The following is a 23741-nucleotide window of genomic DNA, read 5'->3' on the forward strand; positions in this document are numbered from 1 at the left end:
TCGGCCGGCTCGACGCGTCTCCGGTGATCCAGGTCCTGCGCTTCCTGTTCCTGATCCCGACCGGCTTCGTGCTGGCGTGCTTTGCTGCGAGCTTCGCGCTCCTGTGGCCGTTCATCGATCTGCCGGCGTCCGCGAGCGTCGATCCGTTCGTCTGGACGGAACTGGTCTTCGGCTTCTTCGCGCAGGCCGCGCAGGTGGGCACGCTGGCGCTGATCCCCTGGGGCCTTTTCATGGTACTGACCGAGGCGCTCGGGCAGCGCTCGCTGATCCTGCATGCGGCGGCGGGGCTGGCCGGCGGCTTTGCCGCTGCGCGTATTCCGCCGGGCGCAGGGAGCGCGGCGCTCGAAACCGCCATGATCGTCGCAGGCCTTGCCTTCGGCCTCGTCTACTGGATCGTCGCCGGGCATGGCGCAGGCCGCTGGCGTCGGCGCGACACCCCTTCCCTTCCCCCGCAGACGTGAGAGCTCGCCGCATGGCCCGACGCCCGACCAATCCCCGCGATGCCGCCGAGGCCGCCTTCAAGGCCGCGACCACCAAGGCGCCCGAGCGCGTGCGCGAAGCGGTCGCCATTCCCGGACGGCGCGAGCAGGTGACGCTGCGCGTCGATTCCGAGGTGCTGGAGTGGTTCCAGGAGGAGGGTCCCGGCTGGCAGGACCGCATGGCCGACGCCCTGCGCAAGGCGGCCGGCAAATAGACCCGCCGACCTTGGCAAAGGGGGCGATCGTGCCAGTTCGCCGGGCATGATCACCATCCATCACCTGAACAACTCGCGCTCGCAGCGCGTCCTGTGGCTCCTCGAGGAGCTAGGCGTACCCTACGAGGTCAAGCGCTACGAGCGGCTGAAGAGCCTTCTTGCGCCGCCCGAACTGAAGCGGGTCCACCCGCTCGGCAAATCGCCCGTCCTGACCGAGGGCGAGCTGACGCTGGCCGAGACCGGCGCCATCGTCACCTACGTCGCCGAGACCCATGGCGGCAGCCGGTTCCAGCCCGAGCGTGGCTCGGCCGACTGGTGGCGGATGCAGCACTTCCTCCATCACGCGGAGGGCTCGGCCATGCCGCCGCTCTTCATGAAACTCGTCTTCGCGCGCATTCCCGGCCAGGCGCCGTTCATCGTCCGGCCCGTGGCCAAGGCGCTGATGAAGGGCGTCGACACCCACCTTCTCGCCCCGCGCCTCGCCGATCTTCTCGACAACTGGGACGCGTCGCTCGCCGAGACCGGCTGGTTCGCCGGCCCGGAGCCGACGCTCGCCGACGTCATGATGAGCTTTCCGCTCGAGGCGGCCGGCGCGCGCATCGGTTTCGGACAGCGCCGGCATCTGGCCGCCTTCGTGGAGCGGGTCCACGCGCGACCGGCCTTCCGGGCTGCGCTGGAGCGCGGCGGCCCCTACGCCTATGCGTGAGGCGCATCAGCGCCAGGCGACGAGGATCGTCCCGCCCGCGATCAGGGCGATGCCGGCCCAATTGGCGGCGCTCAGCCGCTCCTGAAGAAAGGCGACGCCGAAGACGGCGACCAGCACGACCGACAGCTTGTCGATCGGCGCGACCTGCGCCGCCTGTCCGAGTTGCAGCGCGCGGTAGTAGCAGAGCCACGACGCCCCGGTCGCCAGCCCCGACAGCCCCAGGAACACGAGCGAGCGGCCGGGAAGATCAGCGGGCGAGCGCCAATGGCCGCCCGCCGTCACCATCGCCGCGATCAGCGCGACGATGACGAGCGTTCGAAGGAAGGTCGCGTAGTCCGACTGGACGCCGGCGACGCCGACCTTGCCGAACACCGCCGTGAGGGCCGCGAAGGCCGCCGAGGCCAACGCCCAGCCGAGCCAGCCCATCAGGCGCGGGCAAGGAGGATGTGGATCGCGAAGGCGGAGAAGACCGAGGCGAACAGCCAGTCGATGAAGCGCATCACCGCGGGCTTGCCCTTCAGGGTCGCGGCGATCCGGTCGGCCGCGAAGATCATCGCGACCGTGATCGGCGTCGCGACAAGGATGAAGTAGACGCCGAGGAAGAAGAGCTTCGAGCCCGCATGCGGGTCGCCGACGGCGACGAACTGCGGCAGGAACGTCACGAAGAACAGGATGATCTTGGGGTTCAGGAGATTGATCCCGATCCCCGTCGCCCAGTTGGCCGCAAAGGACTGCGGCGGCGCCTTGGCGCGCTCGACGGAGAGCGACGAGCCGTGGCGGATCGCCTGCACCGCGAGCCAGACGAGATAGGCCGCGCCGACGACCTTCAGCGCCAGGAACGCCTCCGGCGATGCGGCGATGAGCGCCGACAGGCCGACCGCGGCGAGCGTCGTGTGGATGAGCGAGCCGGTGCAGGCGCCGCAATAGGCCGCAAAGCCGGCGGTGCGCCCTTGCGCCAGCGTTCGCCCGAGAAACAGCGTCATGTCGGGGCCGGGCGTGATCGTCAGCACGACGGCGGCCACCGTGAAGGCGAGAAGGGCGGACAAGTCCGGCAGGAACGTCATTGGCTCTCGAACCCGTGAGCGGCGGATGCTTCTCCATACCGCCGAACGGGAGGAACGGCCAGACGGCCGGCGCGCAATCCGCGCTTGCGCCTGCGGCCAAGTTCCGTCAGATCGGCCGCAACGGCATCCGAACTGGGATCACGATCAGCATGGCTCTTCCGCGCGACGTTAAGAAGGTGGTTCTCGCCTATTCCGGCGGTCTCGACACCTCGATCATCCTGAAGTGGCTCCAGACGGAGCTCGGCGCGGAGGTCGTGACCTTCACGGCCGACCTCGGCCAGGGCGAGGAACTGGAGCCGGCACGTCGCAAGGCCGAGATGCTCGGCATCAAGGAGATCTTCATCGAGGACGTGCGCGAGGAGTTCGTGCGCGACTTCGTGTTCCCGATGTTCCGCGCCAACGCGGTCTACGAGGGCGTCTATCTGCTGGGCACCTCGATCGCCCGGCCGCTGATCTCCAAGCACCTGATCGACATCGCCCGGAAGACCGGCGCCGACGCCATCGCCCACGGCGCGACCGGCAAGGGCAACGATCAGGTCCGCTTCGAGCTGTCGGCCTATGCGCTGAACCCCGACATCAAGATCATCGCCCCGTGGCGCGACTGGGCGTTCAAGTCTCGCACCGACCTTCTCGACTTCGCCGAGAAGAACCAGATCCCGGTCGCCAAGGACAAGAAGGGCGAGGCGCCCTTCTCCGTCGACGCCAACCTCCTGCACTCGTCCTCGGAGGGCAAGGTGCTGGAGGACCCGAGCGTCGAGGCGCCGGAATACGTGCACATGCGCACGATCTCGCCCGAGGCCGCGCCCGACAAGGCAACAGTCATCACCGTCGGCTTCGAGAAGGGCGATGCGGTGTCGATCAACGGCGAGCGGCTGTCGCCGGCCACGTTGCTGGCCAAGCTCAACGATTATGGCCGCGACAACGGCATCGGCCGCCTCGACCTCGTCGAGAACCGGTTCGTCGGCATGAAGTCGCGCGGCGTCTACGAGACGCCGGGCGGCACGATCCTGCTGGCCGCGCACCGCGCGATCGAGAGCATCACGCTCGACCGGGGGGCCGCGCACCTCAAGGACGAGCTGATGCCGCGCTACGCCGAACTCATCTACTACGGCTTCTGGTTCTCGCCGGAGCGCGAGATGCTGCAGGCCCTGATCGACCGGAGCCAGGAACACGTCGAGGGCGAGGTGACGCTGAAGCTCTACAAGGGCAACGTCATGGTCACCGGCCGCACCAGCCCGAAGTCGCTCTATTCCGACAAGCTCGTCACCTTCGAGGACGATCAGGGCGCCTACGACCAGAAGGACGCCGCCGGCTTCATTAAGCTGAACGCCCTGCGCCTGCGCACGCTCGCCAAGCGCAACGGCCTCTGAGCCGCGCCGGACAGACATGAGGAGGGCCGGCGGAGCGATCCGCCGGCCTTTTTCGTTGCGGCCCGTTCCGGCCGCCGCCCCTTTCCATCGGCCCGGCGCACCCCCACCTTGGGGAAAATCATATGGAAGGCGAACGATGATCCCCTATTCCGTTCTCGACCTGTCGCCCATTCCCGAAGGCGGCACGGCAGCCGATGCGCTGGCGAACTCGCTGGATCTCGCGCGCCACGCCGAACGGCTCGGGTACGACCGCTACTGGCTGGCCGAGCATCACAACATGACGGGCATCGCGAGCGCCGCGACGGCGGTGGTGATCGGCCATGTCGCGGCCGGCACGAAGACCATCCGCGTCGGGTCGGGCGGCATCATGCTGCCGAACCATGCGCCGCTGGTGATCGCCGAGCAGTTCGGCACGCTGGCGACGCTCTATCCCGGCCGGATCGACCTCGGGCTCGGCCGCGCGCCCGGCACTGACATGATGACGGCGCGCGCCCTGCGCCGGAACCTCGAGAGCGCCGACAACTTCCCGCAGGACGTCCTGGAGCTGATGGCCTATTTCGCCGATGCCGAGCCGAACCAGCGGCTGCGCGCGGTGCCGGGCGCGGGGACCCATGTGCCGGTCTGGATTCTCGGCTCCAGCCTCTACGGCGCGCAGCTCGCCGCCCATCTCGGCCTGCCCTACGCCTTCGCCTCGCACTTCGCCCCGCAGGCGCTGGACGATGCGGCGGAGGTCTATCGCCAGACGTTCCGCCCGTCCGAGGAACTCGACAAGCCGCACTTCATGCTGGCGATCAACGTGTTCGCGGCCGACACGGACGCCGAAGGGCGACGTCTCCAGTCCTCGATGCAGCAGGCCTTCGCGCGGCTGCGCTCGGGCCAGCCGGGGCCGCTGCCGCGGCCGGTGGACGATATCGATGCGGTGCTGGAGCCCGGTGCGCGGGCGATGGTCGACGAGGCTCTGCGGGTGTCGGTCGTCGGCGGGCCGGATCGCGTACGCGACGGACTGAAGCAGCTGGTCGACCGCTATAGGCCGGACGAGGTGATCCTGACCGGCCAGATCCACGATCACACGTCGCGGGTGCGCTCCTTCGCACTGGCCGCCGAGGCGATGCAGGCGATCGGCAGCCGGCCGCTGGCTGCGGCCGCCGAATAGGCGATCAGGCGGCGGCGTCGGGCTTCGGCGCCGTCGTGCACAGGAGGTTGATCGGCTCTTCCAGCTGGGGGTCGTTGCTGAGGTTGGCGCGGATCGCCCGCAGCACCTCGCCGGCCACCTGGATCTGGTCGGGCGACAGCCCCTGCATCGCGGAGCCGTAGATCTGGTCAAACAGCGGGTCGAGCTCGCGCATGATGCGGAACGCCTCGTCGGTCGGCTCGATCAGCTTGGCCCGGCGGTCGTTCGGGTCCATGGCGCGGCGGATCAGCTGGCGCGCCTCGAGGCGATCGAGATAGGCCGAGAGGGTCATCGGCTCGACGCCCATGCGCTCGGCGAGGATCGCCTGGCGCGAGCCGCGGAAGCGGATCACGTGGCCGAGGGCGCGGATTTCACCGGGCGTGAGACCAAGGCCGTTTTCCGCGATGGTCTTTTCGAAATATTGTCGAAAGAGTCGCGACGTGTCGCCGAGAAGAAACCCGAACGCATTTCCCATCGTCAAGTCTGGCACTGACCGCCGCCTTCTTCATAACCCAACGTCCGGCCCTGCTTTTGCCGGGGCGGGAAGTCCTTGTATCTCTTGAGACCGTGTCCTTCATTCGATGGCTACGGGCAAGGGACGATTCTTCTAAAATGGTTCTAACAATGACAGAATCCCAGATTGAAGCGTTCGATTCCCGCTTCGTTTTCCCGGGCGACCACAGACTTCCGGACTTCGACGCCCTCTCGCCACAAGATTTTGCCACATCATTCGATCGCGCGATGGAATCGCATGCGAGCGAAATCGATGCAATCGCCGAAGACCCGGCGAGCCCGACTTTCGACAACACGATCCTCGCTCTGGAGCGCGCCGGACGCCCGCTCTCGCGCGTCGCCAGTCTGTTCTTCACGCTCGCCGGCGCCAATACCAACGAGGGCATCCAGCAGGTCGAGCGCGAGGTCTCGCCGAAGCTCTCCCGCCATGGCTCGCGCATCTCGCTGAACGCCAGGCTGTTCGCGCGCATCGACGACCTCTACGAGCGTCACCATGACTTGGGTCTCGACGCGGAGGCCCTGCGCCTTCTGGAGCGCACCCATGCCGGCTTCGTGCGCTCGGGCGCGAGGCTCGAAGGCGAGGATCGCCAGCGGTTCGCCGACATCAACGCCCGGCTCGCCGAACTCGGCACGCGCTTCTCGCAGAACGTGCTGGCCGACGAGAGCGCCTATGCCCGGCCCGTCGCGGAGAGCGACCTCGCCGGCCTGCCGCCGTTCCTCGTCTCGGCGATGGCGGACGCGGCGGAGGAGCGCGGGCTCGGTGGACATGTCGTCACCTTGTCGCGCTCGATCGTCGTGCCGTTCCTGACCTACTGCCCGGACCGCGCGCTGCGCGAGGAGGTGTTCTCGGCCTGGACGCGGCGAGGCGAGCGCGAGGGGGCGACCGACAACCGGCCGGTGCTTGCCGAGATCCTCGCGCTGCGGGCCGAGAAGGCGAAGCTCCTAGGGTTCGCGTCGTTTGCGGACTACAAGCTCGACGACACGATGGCCAAGACCCCCGACGCCGTGGAAGCGCTGCTGCGCCGGGTCTGGGACAAGGCGCGCGAGCGCGCGACGGGCGATGCGCAGACGCTGGCGGCGCTTGCTGCCGGCGAGGGCGACAACGCGCCGCTCGCCGCCTCCGACTGGCGCTACTATGCCGAGAAGCGGCGGCAGGCCGAGTTCGCGATCGACGAGGGCGCGCTGAAGAGCTTCTTCCAGCTCGACCGGATGATCGATGCCGCCTTCGACGTCGCGGGACGCCTCTTCGGCCTCACCTTCGAGCCGCTGCCGGACGCTCGCGCTTGGCACCCGGACGCGCGCGTCTGGCTGGTGCACGACCGGGACGGCGCGGAGCGCGGCCTCTTCATCGGCGACTATTTCGCCCGCACCTCCAAGCGCTCGGGCGCCTGGATGAGCGCGCTTCGCTCGCAGCACAAGATCGACGGCGGCCAGACACCGGTGATCTACAACGTGTGCAACTTCGCCAAGCCCGCCCGGGGCCAGCCGGCGCTCCTGTCGGTGGACGACGCGCGCACCCTGTTCCACGAGTTCGGCCACGCGCTGCACGGGCTCCTGTCGGACGTCACCTACCCCTCGCTCGCCGGGACGGCGGTGGCTCGCGACTTCGTCGAGCTGCCCTCGCAACTCTTTGAGCATTGGCTGGCGGTGCCCGCGATCCTCGAGCGCCACGCGCTGCATGCCGAGACCGGCCAGCCGCTGCCGACCGAAGAGGTGAAGAAGCTCGAGGCCGCGCGCACCTTCGATGCCGGGTTCGACACGGTGGAGTTCACGGCCTCTGCGCTCGTCGATCTCCTGTTCCACCGGGAGGGCGAGGCGCCCACCGATCCGATGGCGCGCGAGGCCGAGATCCTCGACGGGCTCGGCATGCCCCGGCAGATCGTCATGCGCCACCGCTCGCCGCACTTCGCCCATATCTTCTCGGGCGACGGCTATTCGGCGGGCTACTACTCCTACATGTGGTCGGAGGTTCTCGACGCCGACGCGTTCGAGGCGTTCGGCGAGGCCGGCGATCCGTTCCATGGTGAGACCGCGCGTCGCCTGCGCGAAAATGTTTACGCCGCCGGCAATTCGGACGACCCGGCCGCGCTCTACGAGCGTTTCCGGGGCCGTGGGCCGGACCCGGACGCCCTGATGCGAAAGCGCGGTTTCGCCGCCTGACAAGGGGCACCTTTCGCAATCGCGAAAAATTCGTTATGGACGGCCCAATGACCGCGACGTCCTTGGGCCGTTTCTTTCGAGACGCGCCTCCAAACGCGTTTCAACCCCTTTCGGTGACCTGACACATGAAGCTCCGCAACATCGCGATCATCGCGCACGTTGACCATGGCAAAACGACCCTGGTCGACAAGCTCCTCGCCCAGTCGGGTTCGTTCCGCGAGAACCAGCGCACCGAAGAGCGCGCGATGGACTCCAACGACCTCGAAAAGGAGCGCGGGATCACGATCCTCGCCAAGGCCACCTCGGTGGAGTGGAAGGACACGCGGATCAATATCGTCGACACCCCGGGCCACGCCGACTTCGGCGGCGAGGTGGAGCGCATCCTGAACATGGTGGACGGCGCGGTGATCCTCGTCGACGCCTCGGAAGGCCCGATGCCGCAGACGAAGTTCGTGCTCGGCAAGGCGCTGAAGGTCGGCCTGAAGCCGATCGTCGCGATCAACAAGATCGACCGTCCGGACGAGCGCCACGAGGAAGTGCTGAACGAGATCTTCGATCTCTTCGTCAACCTCGACGCCACCGACGAGCAGCTCGACTTCCCGGTCCTCTACGGCTCGGGCCGCGGCGGCTGGATGGCGGAAGCCCCGGACGGCCCGCAGGACAAGGGCCTCGAGCCCCTCTTCGACCTCATCGTCAAGCACGTTCCCGAGCCGGACACCGCCGGCAAGGACGAGCCTTTCAAGATGATCGGCACGATCCTCGAGGCCAACCCGTTCCTCGGCCGCCTCATCACGGGCCGCATTCAGTCCGGCTCGATCAAGCCGAACCAGACCATCAAGGTCCTGAACGGCGAAAGCCAGCAGCTGGAAACCGGCCGCATCTCCAAGATCCTCGCCTTCCGCGGTCTCGAGCGCACGCCGATCGACTACGCCGAGGCCGGCGACATCGTGGCCATCGCGGGCCTGCAGAAGGGCACCGTCGCCGACACGTTCTGCGATCCGTCGGTGACGGAAGCGCTGAAGGCGCAGCCGATCGACCCGCCGACCGTGACCATGAGCTTCATCGTCAACGATAGCCCGCTTGCGGGCACCGAGGGCGACAAGGTGACGAGCCGCGTGATCCGCGACCGTCTCCTCAAGGAAGCCGAGGGCAACGTCGCGCTTAAGATCGAGGAATCGGAGGACAAGGACTCCTTCTTCGTGTCGGGCCGCGGCGAACTGCAGCTCGCCGTCCTGATCGAGACCATGCGCCGCGAGGGCTTCGAGATCGGCGTCTCGCGCCCGCGCGTCGTGATGCAGAAGAACGAGGAGACCGGCGAGACGCTGGAGCCGATCGAAGAGGTCGTGATCGACGTCGACGAGGAGCATTCGGGCGTCGTCGTGCAGAAGATGAGCGAGCGCAAGGGCGAGATGAAGGAGCTGCGCCCGTCGGGCGGCGGTCGCCAGCGTCTCGTGTTCCACGCGCCGACGCGCGGCCTGATCGGCTATCAGTCGGAACTCCTGACCGATACGCGCGGCACGGCGATCATGAACCGCCTGTTCCACTCCTACGCTCCCTACAAGGGCGCGCTGGCGGGCCGCACCAACGGTGTTCTCATCGCCAATGCATCCGGCGAGGCTGTGGCCTACGCGATGTTCAACCTCGAGGACCGCGGCCCAATGATCATCGATCCGGGCGTGAAGGTCTACGAAGGCATGATCATCGGCATCCACAGCCGTGACAACGACCTCGAGGTGAACGTCCTCAAGGGCAAGCAGCTCACCAACATCCGCGCCGCCGGCAAGGACGAGGCGGTGAAGCTGACGACCCCGATCCGCATGACGCTCGACCGCGCCCTCTCCTGGATCCAGGACGACGAGCTGGTCGAGGTCACGCCGAAGAACATCCGCCTGCGCAAGCTCTATCTCGACCCGAACGAGCGCAAGCGCTTCGAGAAGAGCCGCAAGGTCGCCTGACCGGCGGACGAACGAGACGGACAAATTCGAAGGGGACGCGGGCGACCGCGTCCCCTTTGTCGTGATGGCTGTTCACGACTTCATCATTTTGATGATTCCTTCATCATTTCGCGGAACGGCGACTGCTGCCTTCCGTTCTTGCGACAAGGAGGAAGCGCCATGTCGTACCTGTCGCCCGAAGGCCGCGAGATCACCGCCAGCAACGACCGCCAACCCACGGACATGAACCGTGACGCCTGGACCTCGATGCTCAACACGCACGGGTCCGATCCGTCCCTCCATCCGACGCAGGGCATGCCCTGGCTCTTCCGCCAGCCGCCGCGCCTGCGCCACCCACACGCCAAGCTGTGAGCGCGCAGCCTCTGCGGCCGGCCGATAGCACGAGCTGATCATCGCCCGCAGCGCACGAGTGCGGGAGGCCTTATGAAGGGCGGAGCCGGAACCGGCGCCGCCCTTTTGTCATGTCAGCCGGCGCCCCAGAGCTTCGGGATCTGCTGGCCGAGCGTCAGGATCGACAGGAAGCCGAACAGGAGAAAGCCCCAGGCGAGCGCCGCGATGCGGCCGACGCCGGGACGAAGCTCCGGGACCAGAAGCCTCCGGTTGAGGAGGATCAGGAGGCCCGAGTAGATGAACATCATCAGGCCGCCCGTGCAGGCCGAGATGACGAGCAGCACCAGCGGCTGCGTCAGCCCGAAGAGCAGCACCGCGACGCCGATCGCGACGAGACCCCACACGATCCAGAAGTAGAGACGGCTCTCGTTCGCACCACGCACGTACGTTGTGCGCAGAACGTCGGCGGCGAGGCGCGCCGTGTAGTCGACGATGCCGGTCGCCGCCCCGAAGAGCGAGAAGGCGCCGATGAACCAGAACAGCGCGCCGAACCAGCCGCCGACCTTGTCGGCGAGCACGAGCCCCTCGCTTTGCACGAACGCCACCGAGTTCGGAAGACCCTCCTGCCCGTAGACCGTGGCGTAGGCGAGAAGCGAGGTGAAGGTGATCGTGATGAAGGTGATCAGCACGAAGGTGACGAGCTGCTCGACATTGGCAAAGCCCCACCAGCGTTGCCAGCGCGCCATGTTCTCAGGGGTCGGCTCGAACACGAAGCCGGTCGAGGGGGCAGCTTCCGGCTGACCGGTGACCGGGCTCATGATGCGCGGCACGTACTTGCCCATGCCGAAGCCCTTGTCGCGGATCCAGTTGGACTGGCAGAGGTTCTGCCCGCCGCCTGCGCCCGCAAAGGCCAGCGCGCCGAGAAGAAGCGCGAAGCCGAGTTCGGTCGGGATCGTCGCGGTGGTCACGATCTGCGGCAACGCCGCCCAGTCCTCCGCCGTGATCACGAAGAAGGCGGCGATCAGGATCAGGACGCCGACGGCGGCGACCTTCACCATCTGCAGCCGCTCGAGCATGACATAGACGACAGGCGCGAGCGTCAGGATGAGGCCGATGGAGGCGAGCATGCAGATCGCGATCCAGCGCGGCTCGCCCCCGACGATGTAGGACAGCATGGTCGCCGAGCTCGTCGCCCAGCCCGGCCAGAGGTTGGCGAAACAGGTCATCAGCGCGAACACGAGACCCCAGTGCCGCCAGAAGCGGCTGAAGCCGGTGAGCACCGTCTCGCCGGTCGCCAGCGTGTAGCGCTCGATCTCCATGTTCAGGAAGAACTGCGTCATGACGCCGACGAGCGCCGCCCAGACGAAGGCCATGCCGACCTGGCTGGCGATGTAGGGGTAGAGGATGAACTCGCCCGACGACAGGCCGACGCCCGCGGCTACGATGCCCGGCCCGATGAGCTTGGCGGTGTTGGCGGGCGCAGGCGGCAGTTCGCGCACCTCCGGCCGGCCCAGCACATGGGTCGGGAAGAGATCGGCTGCGGAGCCGTGCCCTCCCCTTTTGAGATCGCTCATTGTCCCTCCTGCTTGCGTATCCTCGCCGCGTGTGCGGCAGACGGTCCCCACCGTCAACACGAGGGACATAGGGCGCCGCGCGCCGGAGGCCGGTCTCTCGCGATCTTGATGCCGGCGGCCGATGCCTTAGGTCAGCCGGGCACAACGGGGCGGAGGTGATCCATGAGAGCGGTGGGATACGCGGCATCGCCTCCCGACAAGTCGGTGGACCATCTCGTCGACCTCGACCTGCCCCGCCCGAGGCCCGCCGGGCGCGACATCCTGGTGCGCGTCGAGGCGGTGTCGGTCAATCCGGTGGATACGAAGCAGCGCGGCCCGGTGGCCGACCCCGCTCGCATTCCGCGCGTCCTCGGATTCGACGCAGCGGGCACCGTCGAGGCGGTGGGCGAGGACGCCACGCTGTTCCGGCCGGGCGACGCGGTGTTCTATGCCGGCGCGGTGGACCGGCCGGGCTCGAACCAAGAATACCAGCTGGTCGACGAGCGGCTGGTGGCGCGCAAGCCGGCGAGCCTCGACTTCGCTGATGCCGCCGCCCTGCCGCTGACGGCGATCACGGCCTGGGAGACGCTGTTCGATCGCTTCCGCATCCAGCCGGACCGCAGCGAGAAGGGCACGCTGCTGGTCATCGGCGCGGCGGGCGGCGTCGGGTCGATCGCCACGCAGCTCGCGCGCGAGCTGACCGGCCTGACGGTGGTGGGCACCGCCTCGCGCGAGGAGACGCGCGCGTTTGCGCTCGATCACGGCTGCCACCACGTCGTCGACCATGCGCAACCGATGGCGCCGCAAATCGAGGCGCTCGGCCTCGGGCCGGTCGACTACGTCTTCGGCGTCACCCAGACCCCGAGCCACATGGCTGACATCGGCGTTATGATCCGGCCGTTCGGTCATCTCTGCGTGATCGACAGCGCCGACCTCGAGCTCGCGCCGATCCGCACGAAATCCGTCTCGCTGCATTTCGAGTACATGTTCACGCGGCCGGTGTTCCAGACGGCCGACATGATCGAGCAGCATCGCCTGCTCGCCGAGGTCTCGCGCCTCGTCGACGCCGGGCGCATCCGCACGACGCGCACACGCACCCTCCGGCCGATCTCGGCCGAAACTGTGCGCGAGGCGCATCGCCTGGTCGAAACCGGGCGCACGCTCGGCAAGACCATCATCGCCGGCTGGCCGGCCACGCCTGAAGGAGCCTCATGATGGGACTGTTGTCCGGACTTCTCGGCCTTGCCAGCGACCTCGACGTCGGCGCGCTCGCGCGCGAACTCGACCCTGTGCTCCTGCCGGACGAGACGATCGAGGTCGCCTTCCAGATCCTGCGCGACCAGATGGTCTTCACCGACCGCCGCATCATCCTCGTCGACAAGCAGGGCATGACGGGGCGCAAGCGCGCCTACCATTCCATTCCCTTCCGCGCGATCACGATGTTCTCGGTCGAGACCGCCGGCTCCTTCGACACCGACGCGGAGTTGCGCATCTGGGTCTCCGGGCAACCGCAGCCCTTCCTGCAGAACCTGTCGCGCGGCACCAACCTTGCCGGCATCCAGAAGGCGCTTGCGCTCGGCGTCCTCGGGCGGGGGTGATCCCGCCTGTGAATGGAGCCGTCGAAATGCGCGGCGGGCATTGAGGGTCTCCGCCCCCTCGGGTTACGACCCGCCGCATGGCATGGCATCGACACATCCGGTCCACATTTTCGTCGCCTTCGATGGATCGTCCCGCAGCGTTTATAGTTAACGCGATATGAAGACGATCGCCGCAGATGTCCGACTTGCCGAGGCCGCCGATGCCGGCGCGCTGTCGATCGTCCACGCCGCCGCCTGGACGGCGGCCTATCGGGGGCTGATCCCCCACAAGGCCCTGTCCGCCATGGTGGAGCGCCGGGGACCGGACTGGTGGTCGCGGGCGATCGCCAACCGGGCGACGATCCTGGTCATGGAATATGGCGGCGAGATCGTCGGCTACGCGACGGTCGGGCGCAACCGCACCCGAGGCCTGAGCGTCGACGGCGAGATCTACGAGATCTACCTCAAGCCCGAGTTCCAGGGGGTCGGCTTCGGCCGCCGCCTGTTCGACGCCTGCCGCACGCTCTTGCGTGCCCGCGGGCTGAAGGGCGTCGCGGTCTGGTCGCTTGCCGACAACGAGAACGCGGTGCGCTTCTACGAGGCATCCGGGGGCGTCGACGTGGCGACGGGTTCGGAGACCTTCGAGGGCGTCGCCCTTCACAAGGTGGCTTACTGCTTCATGTGAAGCGACGCGAACGATCGAACACGGCGTTCACCGTTCCGCCTGACCTCGATTGCCTCTCGCGCGACGATTGGCTAGGAACCGCCGAGTTCAACTCGGAGATCCCCATGCGCATCGACGCCATCGCTCGCGGCAAGAACCCGCCCGAGGACATCAACGTCATCATCGAGGTGCCGGTCGGGGGCCATCCGATCAAGTACGAGATGGACAAGGATTCCGGCGCGCTCTTCGTCGACCGCTTCCTCTACACGCCGATGACCTATCCCGGGAACTACGGCTTCGTGCCGCACACGCTCTCGGACGACGGCGACCCGATCGACGTGCTGGTCTGCTCGACCCGCCCGCTCTTCCCCGGCTGCGTGATCAACTGCCGCCCGATCGGCGTCCTCAAGATGGAGGACAACAAGGGCCTCGACGAGAAGGTGATCGCGGTCCCCTCGCCCGAGCTGACGCAGCGCTACACCAAGGTCTTCGAGCACACCGACCTGCCGGAGATCACGCTGAAGCAGATCGAGCACTTCTTCGAGCACTACAAGGATCTGGAGCCCGGCAAGTGGGTGAAGATCGGCGGCTGGGCCGGCTCAGCCGAGGCCAAGCAGATGATCCGTGAGGCGGTCGAGCGCTACGACAACGCCAAGGAGTCGGAGAAGAACCCGACGCCGGTCGGCCAGGAAAACGCCTGAGCCATCGCGCTCCGACAAGATGACGAAAGGGGGCCTCGCGGCCCCCTTTTCCGTTTGCGCCTCAGCGGATGCTGGCCGCGAGCTCTTTAGTCGGCCAGCAGGTCGCCGGCTGGCCTGCCTTTTCCTGGACCGCGCCGATCGAGCGACGCGTCTTGAAGCCCGCCAGCCCGTCCGGCCGGCCGACGTCGTAGCCGCGCGCGACAAGCTTTTCCTGAAGCCGGGCGACGTCGCCGCGCGTCAGCCCGGAGACCTTGCGCCAGTCGCCAGAAAACGGACCCGCGCCGCCCATCCGGTCGGCGAGATGGCCGATGAACAGGGCGTAGAGGTCGGAGTTGTTGTATTCCTTGATGACGTAGAAGTTCGGCGTCGCGATGAACGCCGGCCCGAAACGGCCGGCAGGCATCAGGAGATGGCCGGTGGCGCGCGTCTCGCCCGCCGGAAAGGCGCGGCCGGAAGCGCGTGTCACGCCGGCCTTGGCGAAATCGGCGATCGGGCGCCCCTGATCCGGCCCCTCCAGCGTGCATGAGACGGACGCGGGGACGCTCGCCTCGTATCCCCAGTCGCGGCCCGGCTGCCAGCCGGACTGGCGGAGGTAGTTCGCGATCGACGCCAGCGTGTCCGGCACCGAGTTCCAGATGTCGCGGCGGCCATCGCCGTCGAAGTCGACCGCCAGTTTCCGGAACTTCGTCGGCATGAACTGCGGCTGCCCGAGCGCACCGGCCCAGGACGACTTCATCTCTTGCGGCGTGAGATCCCCATCCTCGACGATCTGGAGGGCCGCGATCAGCTCGGCGCGGAACATCTCATTGCGACGCGCGAGATAGGCCTTGGTGCCGAGCACCTCGAAGGCGTCGTAGGGGATCTTGGCCGCTCCATAGCCCGACTCACGCCCCCACACGGCGACGAGGATCGGCCCCGGCACGCCGTAGCGCGCCTCGATCCGCTTGATGGGGCCGGCATACTGCTGGAGCATCGCGCGGCCCTTGGCGGCGGTCGCGGCCATCTTGGCCTCGTCGAAATAGGCGGTCGGGCTCTGGAACTCGGCCTGCCGGTTCACCTCCTCGACCTTGGCCTTGTCGCCGGGAAGCTGGAGGTCCGGGAGCTTGGTGTTGGCCTTCACGCCGTCGAAGGCGGCGTCGAAGGTCTGGCGCGAGACGCCGGCAGCGCGTGCTTCCGGCCAGATGTCGTTCTGGAGAAACGCGCGGAAGCCGGCCTGCACGTCCTGCGCCTGCGCCAGGCCGCTGCCGGCCACGAGCGCCGCCAGCGCCCACGTGATCGTCTTCATCTTCCGCACCCCCGGCAGATCTCGTCCTGCCGGAAGGCTATAGGAGCGACCTTGCGCCGATCTCGTGGCGGGAGCGGTCAGATCTTCGTGCGCGAGCGCATGGCGGCCGACAGGGTGCCCTCGTCGAGATAGTCGAGTTCGCCCCCGACCGGCACGCCGTGAGCGAGACGGGTCACCGACACGTCGAAATCGGCGAGCTGGTCGATGATGTAATGGGCGGTCGTCTGTCCCTCGACCGTGGCGTTCACGGCGATCACCAGCTCGCGGATCGTCCCTTCCGCCACGCGCTCGACGAGGCGGCGGATCGTGAGGTCGTCGGGACCGACGCCCTCCAGCGGCGACAGGACGCCGCCGAGGACGTGATAGGCGGCGTTCAGCGCCTTCGCCCGCTCCAGCGCCCAGAGGTCGGACACGTCCTCGACCACGATCACCGTCGTCTGGTCTCGGGCCGGATCGCAACAGATCGTGCAAGGGTCGCGAGTGTCGATGTTGCCGCAGTTCGAGCAGATGCGCACCTTCTCGGCCGCTTCCGCCATTGCGTCGCCCAAGGGGCGGAGGATCTGCTCGCGCCGCTTGACGAGATGGAGCGCCGCGCGCCGGGCCGAGCGGGGCCCCAGCCCCGGCAGCTTCGACAGGAGCTGGATCAGCCGCTCGATCTCGGGGCCGGCGATGGTCTTGGACATGGAAGGCGGCCTCGGGGCAAGCGGGACCGGGCGCAGGGCGCCCGGCCTTTCGGAACGGCAGGAAGGTCTAGAACGGCAGCTTCATGCCGGGAGGCAGCGGCAGGCCGGCGGTGAGGGCCTGCGTCTTGTCCTGGATCACGGCGTCGAGCTTGCGCTTGGCATCGGCATGGGCAGCGACGAGGAGGTCTTCCAGAATGTCCTTCTCGTCGGCCTTCAGGAGCGAAGGATCGAGCTCGACGGCGACAAGCTCGCCCGTGCCCTTCAGCGTGACGGACACGACGCCGCCGCCGGCCTGGCCGCTCGCCGTCGTCTCGGCGATCTCGGCCTGCAGCCCCTGCATCTTCTCCTGCATGGCCTTGGCCTGCTTCATCATGCCCATGATGTCTTTCACGCGCGCGGTCCTTCAGCTGTTGCGATCAATCGTCGTCGGGTTCGGCGTCGGCATCGAAGGCGACGCCCTCCTCCATGTCGTCATCCTCGCCGCCAAAGCCAAGGTCGGACGGGTCGATGTCGATGCGCTCCGGCAGGCCGTCGTCCTCGGCGAGCGGCGGGCCGTCGTCGTCCGCCGCCTCGGGCTCGGGCTCGCCGCGAAGGCGCACCTCGCGGACCTTGGCGCCCGGCAGCGCGGCGAGGATCGCGGCGACCTCGGGATCGGCCTCGGCCTCGGCGATCAGCTGCGCCCGGCGCGCGGCATCGACCTCCTCCAGCGTCTGCCCGCCGCCCTTGCCGGCGACCGTGACCACCCAGCGCAGCCCGGTCCAGTCGAAGAGCTTCTTGGTGAGTTCGCCCGACAGCGTGACCGGCGCGCCGCCGGCCAGTTCGATCTCGATGCGGCCGGGCTCCATGCGCACGAGGCGGAGGTAGCGGCGGATCCAGGCCTTCATGCGCGAATCGCGACGCTCGCCCGCGAGCTTCTCGAGATCGCGCAAGGACGCCGGCATCGCGTCCGCCTCGATCGTCGGCGCGGGTGCGGCGGTCGGGGCCATCGGCTGCGGTGAGGATGCCACCATGCGGGCGGCGAGCGACGGGCCGGAGGAGCGCATCTGCGGGACGCCGGCGGCCGGAACGGCGGACGCCATGACCGGCGGCGGCGAAGGCGCAGCGCCGGACGGCGCATCGCCGCGCGAGGACATCGCCGATCCGTTCGGCGGCGGCGCCGAGGGGAGCCCGCCCGCTCCGGCCAGAAGACGCGCGAGGTCCTCCGGCGAGGGCATCGTCGCGGCGTAGGCGATGCGGATCAGCGCCATCTCGGCGGCCTGCCGCGGCGAGGCGGCCGCGCGGGTCTCCTCGATCGCCTTCAGGAGCATCTGCCAGACCTCCGACAGCGTCTTCACCGACAGGCGCTCGGCGAACTCGCGCCCGCGCTCGACCTCGACCGGCGAGAGCGACGCGTCGCCCGCCGTCTCCGGCACGAAGCGCAGGGAGGTCACGAGGTGGGTGAAGTCGGCGAGGTCCGTCAGCACCACAAGCGGATCGGCGCCGAAGTCGTACTGCCCGGCGAACTCGCGCAGCGCCGCCGCCCCGTCGCCGCGCATCAGGAGCTCGAACAGGGTGACGATGCGGGCTCGGTCGGCGAGCCCCAGCATGTCGCGCACCGTCCCTGCGTCGACATGGCCCGCACCATGGGCGATCGCCTGGTCGGTCAGTGACAGCGCGTCGCGCACCGAGCCCTCGGAGGCGCGAGCGAGGAGGCGCAGCGCGTCGTCGTCGGCCTCGACATGCTCGGCACCGAGCACGCGGCGCAGATGTGCGATCATGGTCGAGGGATCGACGCGGCGCAGGTCGAAGCGCTGGCAGCGCGACAGGACCGTGATCGGGACCTTCCGGATTTCGGTGGTCGCAAACACGAATTTCACGTGCTCGGGCGGTTCCTCCAGCGTCTTCAGCAGGCCGTTGAAGGCCTGCGTCGACAACATGTGGACCTCGTCGATGATGTAGACCTTGTAGCGCGCCGAGACCGGCCGGTAGCGCACCTGCGCGATGATCTCGCGGATGTCGTCGATGCCGGTGTGCGAGGCGGCGTCCATTTCGACAACGTCGACATGCCGCCCTTCCATGATCGCCTGATCGTGGATGCCGGGCTCGATCATGTGGATCGTCGGCTGGTGGATCGTGTCGGTCTCGTAGTTCAGGGCGCGCGCCAGGATGCGGGCGGTCGTCGTCTTGCCGACGCCGCGCACCCCCGTCAGCATCCAGGCCTGCGCGATGCGGCCGGCCTCGAAGGCGTTGGTCAGCGTGCGCACCATCGGCTCCTGGCCGATCAGGTCGTCGAAGGAACGGGGACGATACTTGCGCGCGAGGACCCGGTAGGGCGTCGCGGCGGTCTGGGGATGGGGGTCCTCGGCCATCGGCTCCATTCGAATGCGGGGCGCGGAGATCCGGGCCACCGGGCGCGCCGGCGCGACCCTACGCGGCTTTTCGCTGAATGCAATCGGCGGGGAGCCCCGGAGAGTCGATGTCGCAGCGCTTAGGCGAAGGCTTGGAGACCTCGCAGCCGGGCGGCGCATCGCCTATGACAGGCGAATCGCTATCAAGCACCGGAGACGGGACGAAAGGGTGGGAGGCTGGCACGATGACCCGTGCCGGATTCGTTGGGGCTGCTTCCTTCCGGACCTGACCCGGTTGGCGAGCGGCTCGTCCACCACCAACCTCCCGCAGTCCATATCGTGGAGAACGCATCGAAATGCAAGCCGAACCGTCCGCCTTCGTGCTCGATCCCCGCCTGGAAGCGGACACGACACCGGTCTGCGATCTCGCGCTGTGCCGGCTCCTCCTGATGCGCGACGCGCGCTGGCCCTGGCTGATCCTCGTGCCGCAGCGCGCCGGTCTTGTGGAGCTCTTCGATCTGGACGACGCCGACCGCCGGCAGCTCCTCGACGAGGCGAACGCGGTGGCCAGGGCGCTCGATGCCGCGACGCGCCCGGAGAAAATCAACATCGGCGCCCTCGGCAACGTGGTGCGGCAGTTCCATCTGCATGTCGTCGCGCGCTCGTCCGGCGATCCCAACTGGCCAAGGCCGGTCTGGGGCTTCGAGAGCGCCCTCCCCTATGGCTCCGGCGCCGACGAGGCGCTGATCCGCTCCGTCAAGCAAGGCCTCCGCTGATGTCCGACGCCCCCATCCGCCTCGGGTTTGCCGCCAACGCGCTGCGCCGCGACGGCGAGTTGCGCACCGACGCCTCGCTCGAGGAGGCGCTCGACCACCCGCAGGCGCGCGTCTATCTGGCCTCCAAGGGTCAGTGGCTGTGCCGCGGCGGCGACGCCCCCAATCCAGTCTTCGGCGTCGCGGAGGCGCAGGCGCTTCTCGCGTCCTCGCCGATCGAGATCCTTCTCGGCCACGACGAAGCCGGCGTGCCGAGGCTGGCGGCCGGCATCGATGCGCCCGAGCCGCCGGAGGGGATCGCCCTGTGGGACCTGCGCACGCTCGCCATGCGCGAGCTTCTGCGCCCCGACATGGAGGGCGAACTCGCGCAGGGCGCCCATCTTCTGAACTGGCATGCCTCCGCCCGCTTCTGCGGCCGGTGCGGCACCCCGACCGTGTCCGAGGCCGCCGGTTTCCGCCGCCGCTGCACGGGCTGCGGGCATGTCGTGTTCCCCCGCACCGATCCCGTCTCGATCATGCTCGTGCACGACGGCGAGGGGCGCTGCGTGCTCGGTCGCCAGCCGCATTTCGCGCCGGGCATGTGGTCGTGCCTTGCCGGTTTCATCGAGGCCGGCGAGACGCTGGAGGATGCCGTGCGCCGCGAGACGCTGGAGGAAGCCGGCCTCGTGGTCGGCGCGGTGCGCTACCACTCCTCGCAGCCCTGGCCGTTCCCCGGCTCGCTGATGATCGGCTGCATGGCGGAGGCTCCTCAGGCGCCGATCACCTTCGATGCGGCCGAGCTCGAGGCCTGCCGCTGGTTCGACCGGACCGAGGTTCAGGCGATGCTGGAGCACCGGCATCCCGACGGCCTCGTCGCGCCTGCCCGTTTTGCGATCGCCCACCATCTTCTGGCTGCCTTCGCAAGCGGCAGAGAGCTGCCCTGAACCGAGGCATTAAAATTTCATGAACGACAAATTGGCTGAGTTATGCACGCGTTGCACAACAGGCGTGCTAAACCTGCTCTCCTTTTAGGCACCTGCGAGGCGTATATCGGGGTCAACGAATTCTGTTGTTCTCCGAGGCTCCCATGCTTAACTCCATCGCCAAACGCTTTCAGTCCTTCCGCTCGCACCGCCGCACCGTCATCGAACTCAACAGCATGGACGACCGCATGCTGAGCGACATCGGCGTGATGCGCGGCGACATCGAGCGCATGGTTCGCATCGGTCGCTGAACCGAGACACCGCACCGGACATGAAAAAGGCCCCGCTCTCGCGAGGCCTTTTTTCATTGGCAGCCTACTCCGCGGCGCCGGGATGCGTCGGTCGGTCGGGCGAGGCGGGATAGACGCCCATGATCGAGACGCGCTTGGAGAAGAAGCGCAACTCGTCGAGCGCACGGGCGACGCCGGGGTCGCTCGGATGCCCCTCGATATCGGCGAAGAACTGCGTCGCCACGAACTTGCCCTCGAGCTGATAGCTTTCGAGCTTGGTCATGTTGATGCCGTTGGTGGCGAAGCCGCCGAGCGCCTTGTAGAGCGCGGCCGGCAGGTTTCGGACCTCGAAGACGAAGGTGGTGACCACCATCTCGCCGGACCGCGGCGCCCAGAGCTCCTCGCCGCGGCCGGGCCGCGACAGGACCACGAAACGCGTCGTGTTGTGCTCGGCGTCCTCGACGTTCTCGGCGAGGATGTCGAGGCCGTAGAGCTCGGCGGCCAGCCGGGGCGCCAGCGCTGCGACGTCGCGCTCGGCCATCTGCGAGATGATGCGCGCCGCACCCGCCGTATCGCCGGAGATGATCGGCTTCCAGCCGTTGCGCCGGAGGATCCCGCGGCACTGGCCGAGCGCGTGGATGTGGCTGTGCACCTCGCGGATGTCGGCAAGGCCCGTGCCGGGCTTGGCCATCAGCTGGAAGCGGATCGGCAGGAAGAACTCGCCGACGATCTGGAGGCCCGAGACCGGGAGGAGATGATGGATGTCGGCGACGCGCCCGGCGATCGTGTTCTCGATCGGGATCATCGCAAGGTCCGCCTCGCCGCGCGTGACGGCCGCCAGCGCATCCTCGAAGGTCGGGCAGGGCAGCGGCTCGAGGCCGGGATACATCGTGCGGCAGGCCGTGTCGGAGTTGGCGCCGGGCTCGCCCTGGAACGAGATGCAGTTCGAGCGCGTCACGGGCTCGAAGAAGCGGCGGGCCTCCTCCAGCTGGTGGGGCATGTCGACGCCGAGCGGCACGGCCTCGACGATCTCCGCGTCGATCCGCATGCCGGCCTCGAGCGCGCGCAGCTGCTCGAGCTTCTCGCGCGTCTCCAGCGGCGACGGCGGCAGCGCCACGAAACGCGCGAGCGCCGTGCGGCGATAGGCGTAGATGCCGACATGGTGATAGAGCGGCCCGTCGCCCGTCGGGGCGGTCGCGCGCGTGAAGTAGAGCGCGTTCAGCCGGTTCTCGGCGAGCGGCGTGCCGATCAGCTTGACGACGCTCGGATCGGCCCGGTCGGCGGGGTTCTCGATCTCGACGGCAACGGTCGCGATCTCGCAGGCGGGATCGGCGAAGGGCCGCAGCACGGCCCGGATCGTCTCCGGCTCGATCGTCGGCAGATCGCCTTGCAGGTTGATGATCGTCTCCACCTCGCCGGCGGGATCGAGGGCTTCCAGCGCCTCGAAGATGCGGTCGGACCCGGACTGGTGGTGCGAGCCCGTCATCACCGCCTCGAACCCCGCAGCCGTGACCGCATCGCGAATCGCGGCGTCGTCGCACGCCACCACGACGCGACCGATCCCGGCATCACGGGCCCGCTCGGCCACGCGCACGATCATCGGACGTCCGCCGATGTCGGCCAGGGGCTTCATGGGAAGCCGGGTCGAGGCCAGCCGGGACGGGATCAGGATTAGGGTGGACATGGGTCGGAACTCTGGTGCGGCCGCAGGAAATTTAGGCGAAGCTGTGACAGGAGGGCGCTTGATCGATTCCGATCGGAATGTCAGAACGCTTCCAATTGACGGGCTTGAGCCAGGCTGCCGGGAACCGGCGGGTCGCGCTCCGTGTCCGTGGAACGTCGAAAGCGCGTGTCGTCGGCCCCTTGCGCCGGCTGCAGAGGGAGCCGCCCTTTATCATGAATTCGTTCGAGGCCAACAAGATCTTCGGTGCCCTCCTCGGCACCGTGTTCGTTCTGTTCGGCGGCAGCCTTCTGGCCGAAGGCATCTTCCATGCCGAGGCGCCCGAGCAGCCCGGCTTCGCGATCGCCGTGCCCGATGCTCCCGCCGGCGGGGGTGCCGCGCCCGCAGCCAACGAGGTGACGCCGGTCGGCCAGCTGATGCAGAACGCCAATGCCGAGGCGGGCGCCGCGATCTTCAAGCGCTGCCAGGCGTGCCATTCCGGTGAGAAGGGCGGACCCAACAAGGTCGGTCCCGATCTGTGGGACATTGTGAACCGCCCGATCGCCTCGCACGAGGGCTTCAGCTACTCGGCCGCGATGACCGAGTTCTCGCAGGGCAAGACGGTGGTCTGGGACTGGGATCACCTCAACCACTTCCTGCATGGGCCCAAGCAGTACATCAAGGGCACGGCGATGGGCTTTGCCGGCATCGCGAAGGATCAGGAGCGCGCCGACCTCCTCGCCTATCTCGGCACCCTGTCGGACAACCCGCCCGCACCGCCCGCACCGGACGCCGGCGCGCCGGCCGGCGGCGAAGCGGCGGCGGCTCCGGCCGAGACCGCCCCGAACGCCACGACCAACGCCAACGCCCTGCCGAACGACGCGGTGACGCAGCCCCAGGGCGCCGGCACGACCGACCAGACCACCGGCGGCGCGCCGACCGCGCCGGCTTCCGGCACGGTTCCGGCCACCGGTACCAACGCCGAGAACCGCCCCGCCGGCGCGCCCGTGCCGCCGACCGAGCCCGGACAGGCCGCGCCCTCGCAGCCCGGCACGCAGGCTCCGCAGGAGAACCCGGCGCCTTCCACCCCTCCCGCCACGGCGCCGGCTGCACCCGCTCCGGCCGAGCCCGCAGCTCCGGCTCCGGCTCCGGCCGCTCCCGCCCCGGCCGCTCCGGCGAACAACGCGGCTCCAGCGCCGGCACCGGCCCAGTAAGGCCGTCCGAGACCGCAACCCTTCGTGAAAGCCGGGCCGCAAGGTCCGGCTTTCGTCGTTCCGGGCCCTGCGAACGCGGCCGCATCTCTGGACAGGGGCGAGGCGAAGCTTACACTTTCGTCACCACGGCCTTTTGCCCGAGGAAGGCC

General features: G+C 68.4%; 25 protein-coding genes, 1 other RNA gene and 1 pseudogene. 16 read left to right on the forward strand and 11 right to left on the reverse strand.

Annotated elements, in window-relative coordinates; all coding sequences use genetic code 11:
• Window positions 1–23: 23 nt before the first annotated feature.
• Genes ACLNGM_RS20695 through ACLNGM_RS20705 form a run of 3 tightly spaced genes read left to right on the forward strand, consistent with a single transcriptional unit; the run spans window position 24 to window position 1400 of the window.
• Window positions 24–461 (forward strand): hypothetical protein, encoded by a 438-nt coding sequence (locus tag ACLNGM_RS20695; RefSeq protein WP_416356402.1) that lies wholly within the window; start codon window positions 24–26, stop codon window positions 459–461.
• An 11-nt stretch (window positions 462–472) separates the two neighbouring features.
• Window positions 473–694, forward strand: coding sequence for a BrnA antitoxin family protein (locus ACLNGM_RS20700; protein ID WP_416356403.1), 222 nt, complete (start codon window positions 473–475; stop codon window positions 692–694).
• A 46-nt stretch (window positions 695–740) separates the two neighbouring features.
• Entirely contained in the window at window positions 741–1400 is a 660-nt protein-coding gene (locus ACLNGM_RS20705) for a glutathione S-transferase family protein (RefSeq protein ID WP_416356404.1), read from the forward strand.
• 6 nt (window positions 1401–1406) lie between these two features.
• Here the strand turns inward: ACLNGM_RS20705 and ACLNGM_RS20710 are convergent, their stop codons facing one another.
• Window positions 1407–1826: an EamA family transporter gene (locus tag ACLNGM_RS20710; RefSeq protein WP_090961590.1), complete on the reverse strand. Its 420-nt coding sequence runs from the start codon at window positions 1824–1826 to the stop codon at window positions 1407–1409.
• On the reverse strand, window positions 1826–2464 hold the full coding sequence (locus ACLNGM_RS20715) for a LysE family translocator (RefSeq protein WP_090961593.1): 639 nt from the start codon (window positions 2462–2464) through the stop codon (window positions 1826–1828). The genes ACLNGM_RS20710 and ACLNGM_RS20715 overlap by 1 nt, the downstream gene beginning before the upstream one ends.
• 149 nt (window positions 2465–2613) lie before the next feature.
• On the opposite strand from ACLNGM_RS20715, the gene ACLNGM_RS20720 reads away from it, so the two are divergent.
• Together ACLNGM_RS20720 and ACLNGM_RS20725 are read left to right on the forward strand one after the other, a co-directional pair.
• Window positions 2614–3834 carry an argininosuccinate synthase gene (locus ACLNGM_RS20720; RefSeq protein ID WP_416356405.1) on the forward strand — a complete coding sequence of 407 codons (1221 nt, stop codon included), beginning with the start codon at window positions 2614–2616 and terminating at the stop codon, window positions 3832–3834.
• A 136-nt stretch (window positions 3835–3970) separates the two neighbouring features.
• Complete coding sequence (locus ACLNGM_RS20725; RefSeq protein WP_416356406.1) at window positions 3971–4987, forward strand: LLM class flavin-dependent oxidoreductase; 1017 nt, start codon at window positions 3971–3973, stop codon at window positions 4985–4987.
• Between the two features lie 4 nt (window positions 4988–4991).
• Here the strand turns inward: ACLNGM_RS20725 and ACLNGM_RS20730 are convergent, their stop codons facing one another.
• Window positions 4992–5480 carry a MarR family winged helix-turn-helix transcriptional regulator gene (locus ACLNGM_RS20730; protein WP_294641937.1) on the reverse strand — a complete coding sequence of 163 codons (489 nt, stop codon included), beginning with the start codon at window positions 5478–5480 and terminating at the stop codon, window positions 4992–4994.
• Window positions 5481–5629: 149 nt separating this feature from the next.
• Between ACLNGM_RS20730 and ACLNGM_RS20735 the strand changes: the two genes are divergently transcribed.
• The 3 genes from ACLNGM_RS20735 to ACLNGM_RS20745 all read left to right on the forward strand — a co-directional run bounded on the left by ACLNGM_RS20735 (window position 5630) and on the right by ACLNGM_RS20745 (window position 9984).
• Window positions 5630–7678, forward strand: a complete 2049-nt coding sequence (locus ACLNGM_RS20735; protein WP_416356407.1) for a M3 family metallopeptidase — start codon at window positions 5630–5632, stop codon at window positions 7676–7678.
• Window positions 7679–7803: 125 nt separating this feature from the next.
• Window positions 7804–9633, forward strand: a complete 1830-nt coding sequence (gene typA, locus ACLNGM_RS20740; protein ID WP_090961604.1) for a translational GTPase TypA — start codon at window positions 7804–7806, stop codon at window positions 9631–9633.
• 159 nt (window positions 9634–9792) lie between these two features.
• Window positions 9793–9984 carry a hypothetical protein gene (locus ACLNGM_RS20745; RefSeq protein WP_416356408.1) on the forward strand — a complete coding sequence of 64 codons (192 nt, stop codon included), beginning with the start codon at window positions 9793–9795 and terminating at the stop codon, window positions 9982–9984.
• 113 nt (window positions 9985–10097) lie between these two features.
• On the opposite strand, the gene ACLNGM_RS20750 is transcribed toward ACLNGM_RS20745, so the two are convergent.
• Complete coding sequence (locus ACLNGM_RS20750) at window positions 10098–11537, reverse strand: Nramp family divalent metal transporter (protein ID WP_416356409.1); 1440 nt, start codon at window positions 11535–11537, stop codon at window positions 10098–10100.
• A gap of 162 nt (window positions 11538–11699) precedes the next feature.
• Here ACLNGM_RS20750 and ACLNGM_RS20755 point away from each other — a divergent pair, with 162 nt between their 5' ends.
• The 4 genes from ACLNGM_RS20755 (at window position 11700) to ppa (ending at window position 14458) form a co-directional block, all read left to right on the forward strand.
• Window positions 11700–12731, forward strand: coding sequence for a zinc-binding alcohol dehydrogenase family protein (locus tag ACLNGM_RS20755; RefSeq protein WP_416356410.1), 1032 nt, complete (start codon window positions 11700–11702; stop codon window positions 12729–12731).
• The gene (locus ACLNGM_RS20760; protein ID WP_090961615.1) at window positions 12731–13114 is read left to right on the forward strand and encodes a PH domain-containing protein; all 384 of its coding nucleotides are present in this window, start codon (window positions 12731–12733) and stop codon (window positions 13112–13114) included. Before ACLNGM_RS20755 ends, ACLNGM_RS20760 begins: the two co-directional genes overlap by 1 nt.
• A gap of 157 nt (window positions 13115–13271) precedes the next feature.
• Complete coding sequence (locus ACLNGM_RS20765; RefSeq protein WP_416356411.1) at window positions 13272–13778, forward strand: GNAT family N-acetyltransferase; 507 nt, start codon at window positions 13272–13274, stop codon at window positions 13776–13778.
• Between the two features lie 104 nt (window positions 13779–13882).
• The gene (gene ppa / locus ACLNGM_RS20770; protein ID WP_055893033.1) at window positions 13883–14458 is read left to right on the forward strand and encodes an inorganic diphosphatase; all 576 of its coding nucleotides are present in this window, start codon (window positions 13883–13885) and stop codon (window positions 14456–14458) included.
• A gap of 61 nt (window positions 14459–14519) precedes the next feature.
• Here the strand turns inward: ppa and ACLNGM_RS20775 are convergent, their stop codons facing one another.
• The 5 genes from ACLNGM_RS20775 to ffs all read right to left on the reverse strand — a co-directional run bounded on the left by ACLNGM_RS20775 (window position 14520) and on the right by ffs (window position 19079).
• The gene (locus ACLNGM_RS20775; protein WP_416356412.1) at window positions 14520–15743 is read right to left on the reverse strand and encodes a lytic murein transglycosylase; all 1224 of its coding nucleotides are present in this window, start codon (window positions 15741–15743) and stop codon (window positions 14520–14522) included.
• Between the two features lie 77 nt (window positions 15744–15820).
• A complete protein-coding gene (gene recR / locus ACLNGM_RS20780) occupies window positions 15821–16426 on the reverse strand; it encodes a recombination mediator RecR (RefSeq protein WP_055892726.1) in 606 nt (201 codons plus the stop codon).
• 67 nt (window positions 16427–16493) lie between these two features.
• Window positions 16494–16817, reverse strand: coding sequence for a YbaB/EbfC family nucleoid-associated protein (locus ACLNGM_RS20785; protein WP_090961625.1), 324 nt, complete (start codon window positions 16815–16817; stop codon window positions 16494–16496).
• A 25-nt stretch (window positions 16818–16842) separates the two neighbouring features.
• Window positions 16843–18774 (reverse strand): DNA polymerase III subunit gamma/tau, encoded by a 1932-nt coding sequence (locus tag ACLNGM_RS20790; RefSeq protein WP_416356413.1) that lies wholly within the window; start codon window positions 18772–18774, stop codon window positions 16843–16845.
• Window positions 18775–18982: 208 nt separating this feature from the next.
• Window positions 18983–19079: signal recognition particle sRNA small type (ffs, locus tag ACLNGM_RS20795), an RNA gene on the reverse strand.
• 30 nt (window positions 19080–19109) lie between these two features.
• Between ffs and ACLNGM_RS20800 the strand changes: the two genes are divergently transcribed.
• From ACLNGM_RS20800 to ACLNGM_RS20810, 3 genes are all read left to right on the forward strand, one after another.
• Window positions 19110–19529 carry an HIT domain-containing protein gene (locus ACLNGM_RS20800; RefSeq protein ID WP_416356414.1) on the forward strand — a complete coding sequence of 140 codons (420 nt, stop codon included), beginning with the start codon at window positions 19110–19112 and terminating at the stop codon, window positions 19527–19529.
• Window positions 19529–20449: an NAD(+) diphosphatase gene (gene nudC, locus ACLNGM_RS20805; protein ID WP_416356415.1), complete on the forward strand. Its 921-nt coding sequence runs from the start codon at window positions 19529–19531 to the stop codon at window positions 20447–20449. The genes ACLNGM_RS20800 and nudC overlap by 1 nt, the downstream gene beginning before the upstream one ends.
• Window positions 20450–20592: 143 nt before the next feature.
• Window positions 20593–20739, forward strand: coding sequence for a DUF1127 domain-containing protein (locus ACLNGM_RS20810; protein WP_082505848.1), 147 nt, complete (start codon window positions 20593–20595; stop codon window positions 20737–20739).
• Window positions 20740–20803: 64 nt separating this feature from the next.
• Here ACLNGM_RS20810 and ACLNGM_RS20815 read toward each other — a convergent pair whose 3' ends face one another.
• Window positions 20804–21718 (reverse strand): prephenate dehydratase, encoded by a 915-nt coding sequence (locus ACLNGM_RS20815; RefSeq protein ID WP_416358510.1) that lies wholly within the window; start codon window positions 21716–21718, stop codon window positions 20804–20806.
• Between the two features lie 21 nt (window positions 21719–21739).
• A pseudogene (locus ACLNGM_RS20820) lies at window positions 21740–22402 on the reverse strand (3-deoxy-manno-octulosonate cytidylyltransferase); the annotation flags it as partial.
• A 212-nt stretch (window positions 22403–22614) separates the two neighbouring features.
• On the opposite strand from ACLNGM_RS20820, the gene ACLNGM_RS20825 reads away from it, so the two are divergent.
• A complete protein-coding gene (locus ACLNGM_RS20825) occupies window positions 22615–23592 on the forward strand; it encodes a c-type cytochrome (RefSeq protein WP_416356416.1) in 978 nt (325 codons plus the stop codon).
• The last annotated feature ends 149 nt before the right edge of the window (window positions 23593–23741 follow it).

Origin of the sequence: Aureimonas phyllosphaerae (assembly GCF_047943035.1) — a bacterium.
Classification (GTDB): domain Bacteria; phylum Pseudomonadota; class Alphaproteobacteria; order Rhizobiales; family Rhizobiaceae; genus Aureimonas; species Aureimonas phyllosphaerae.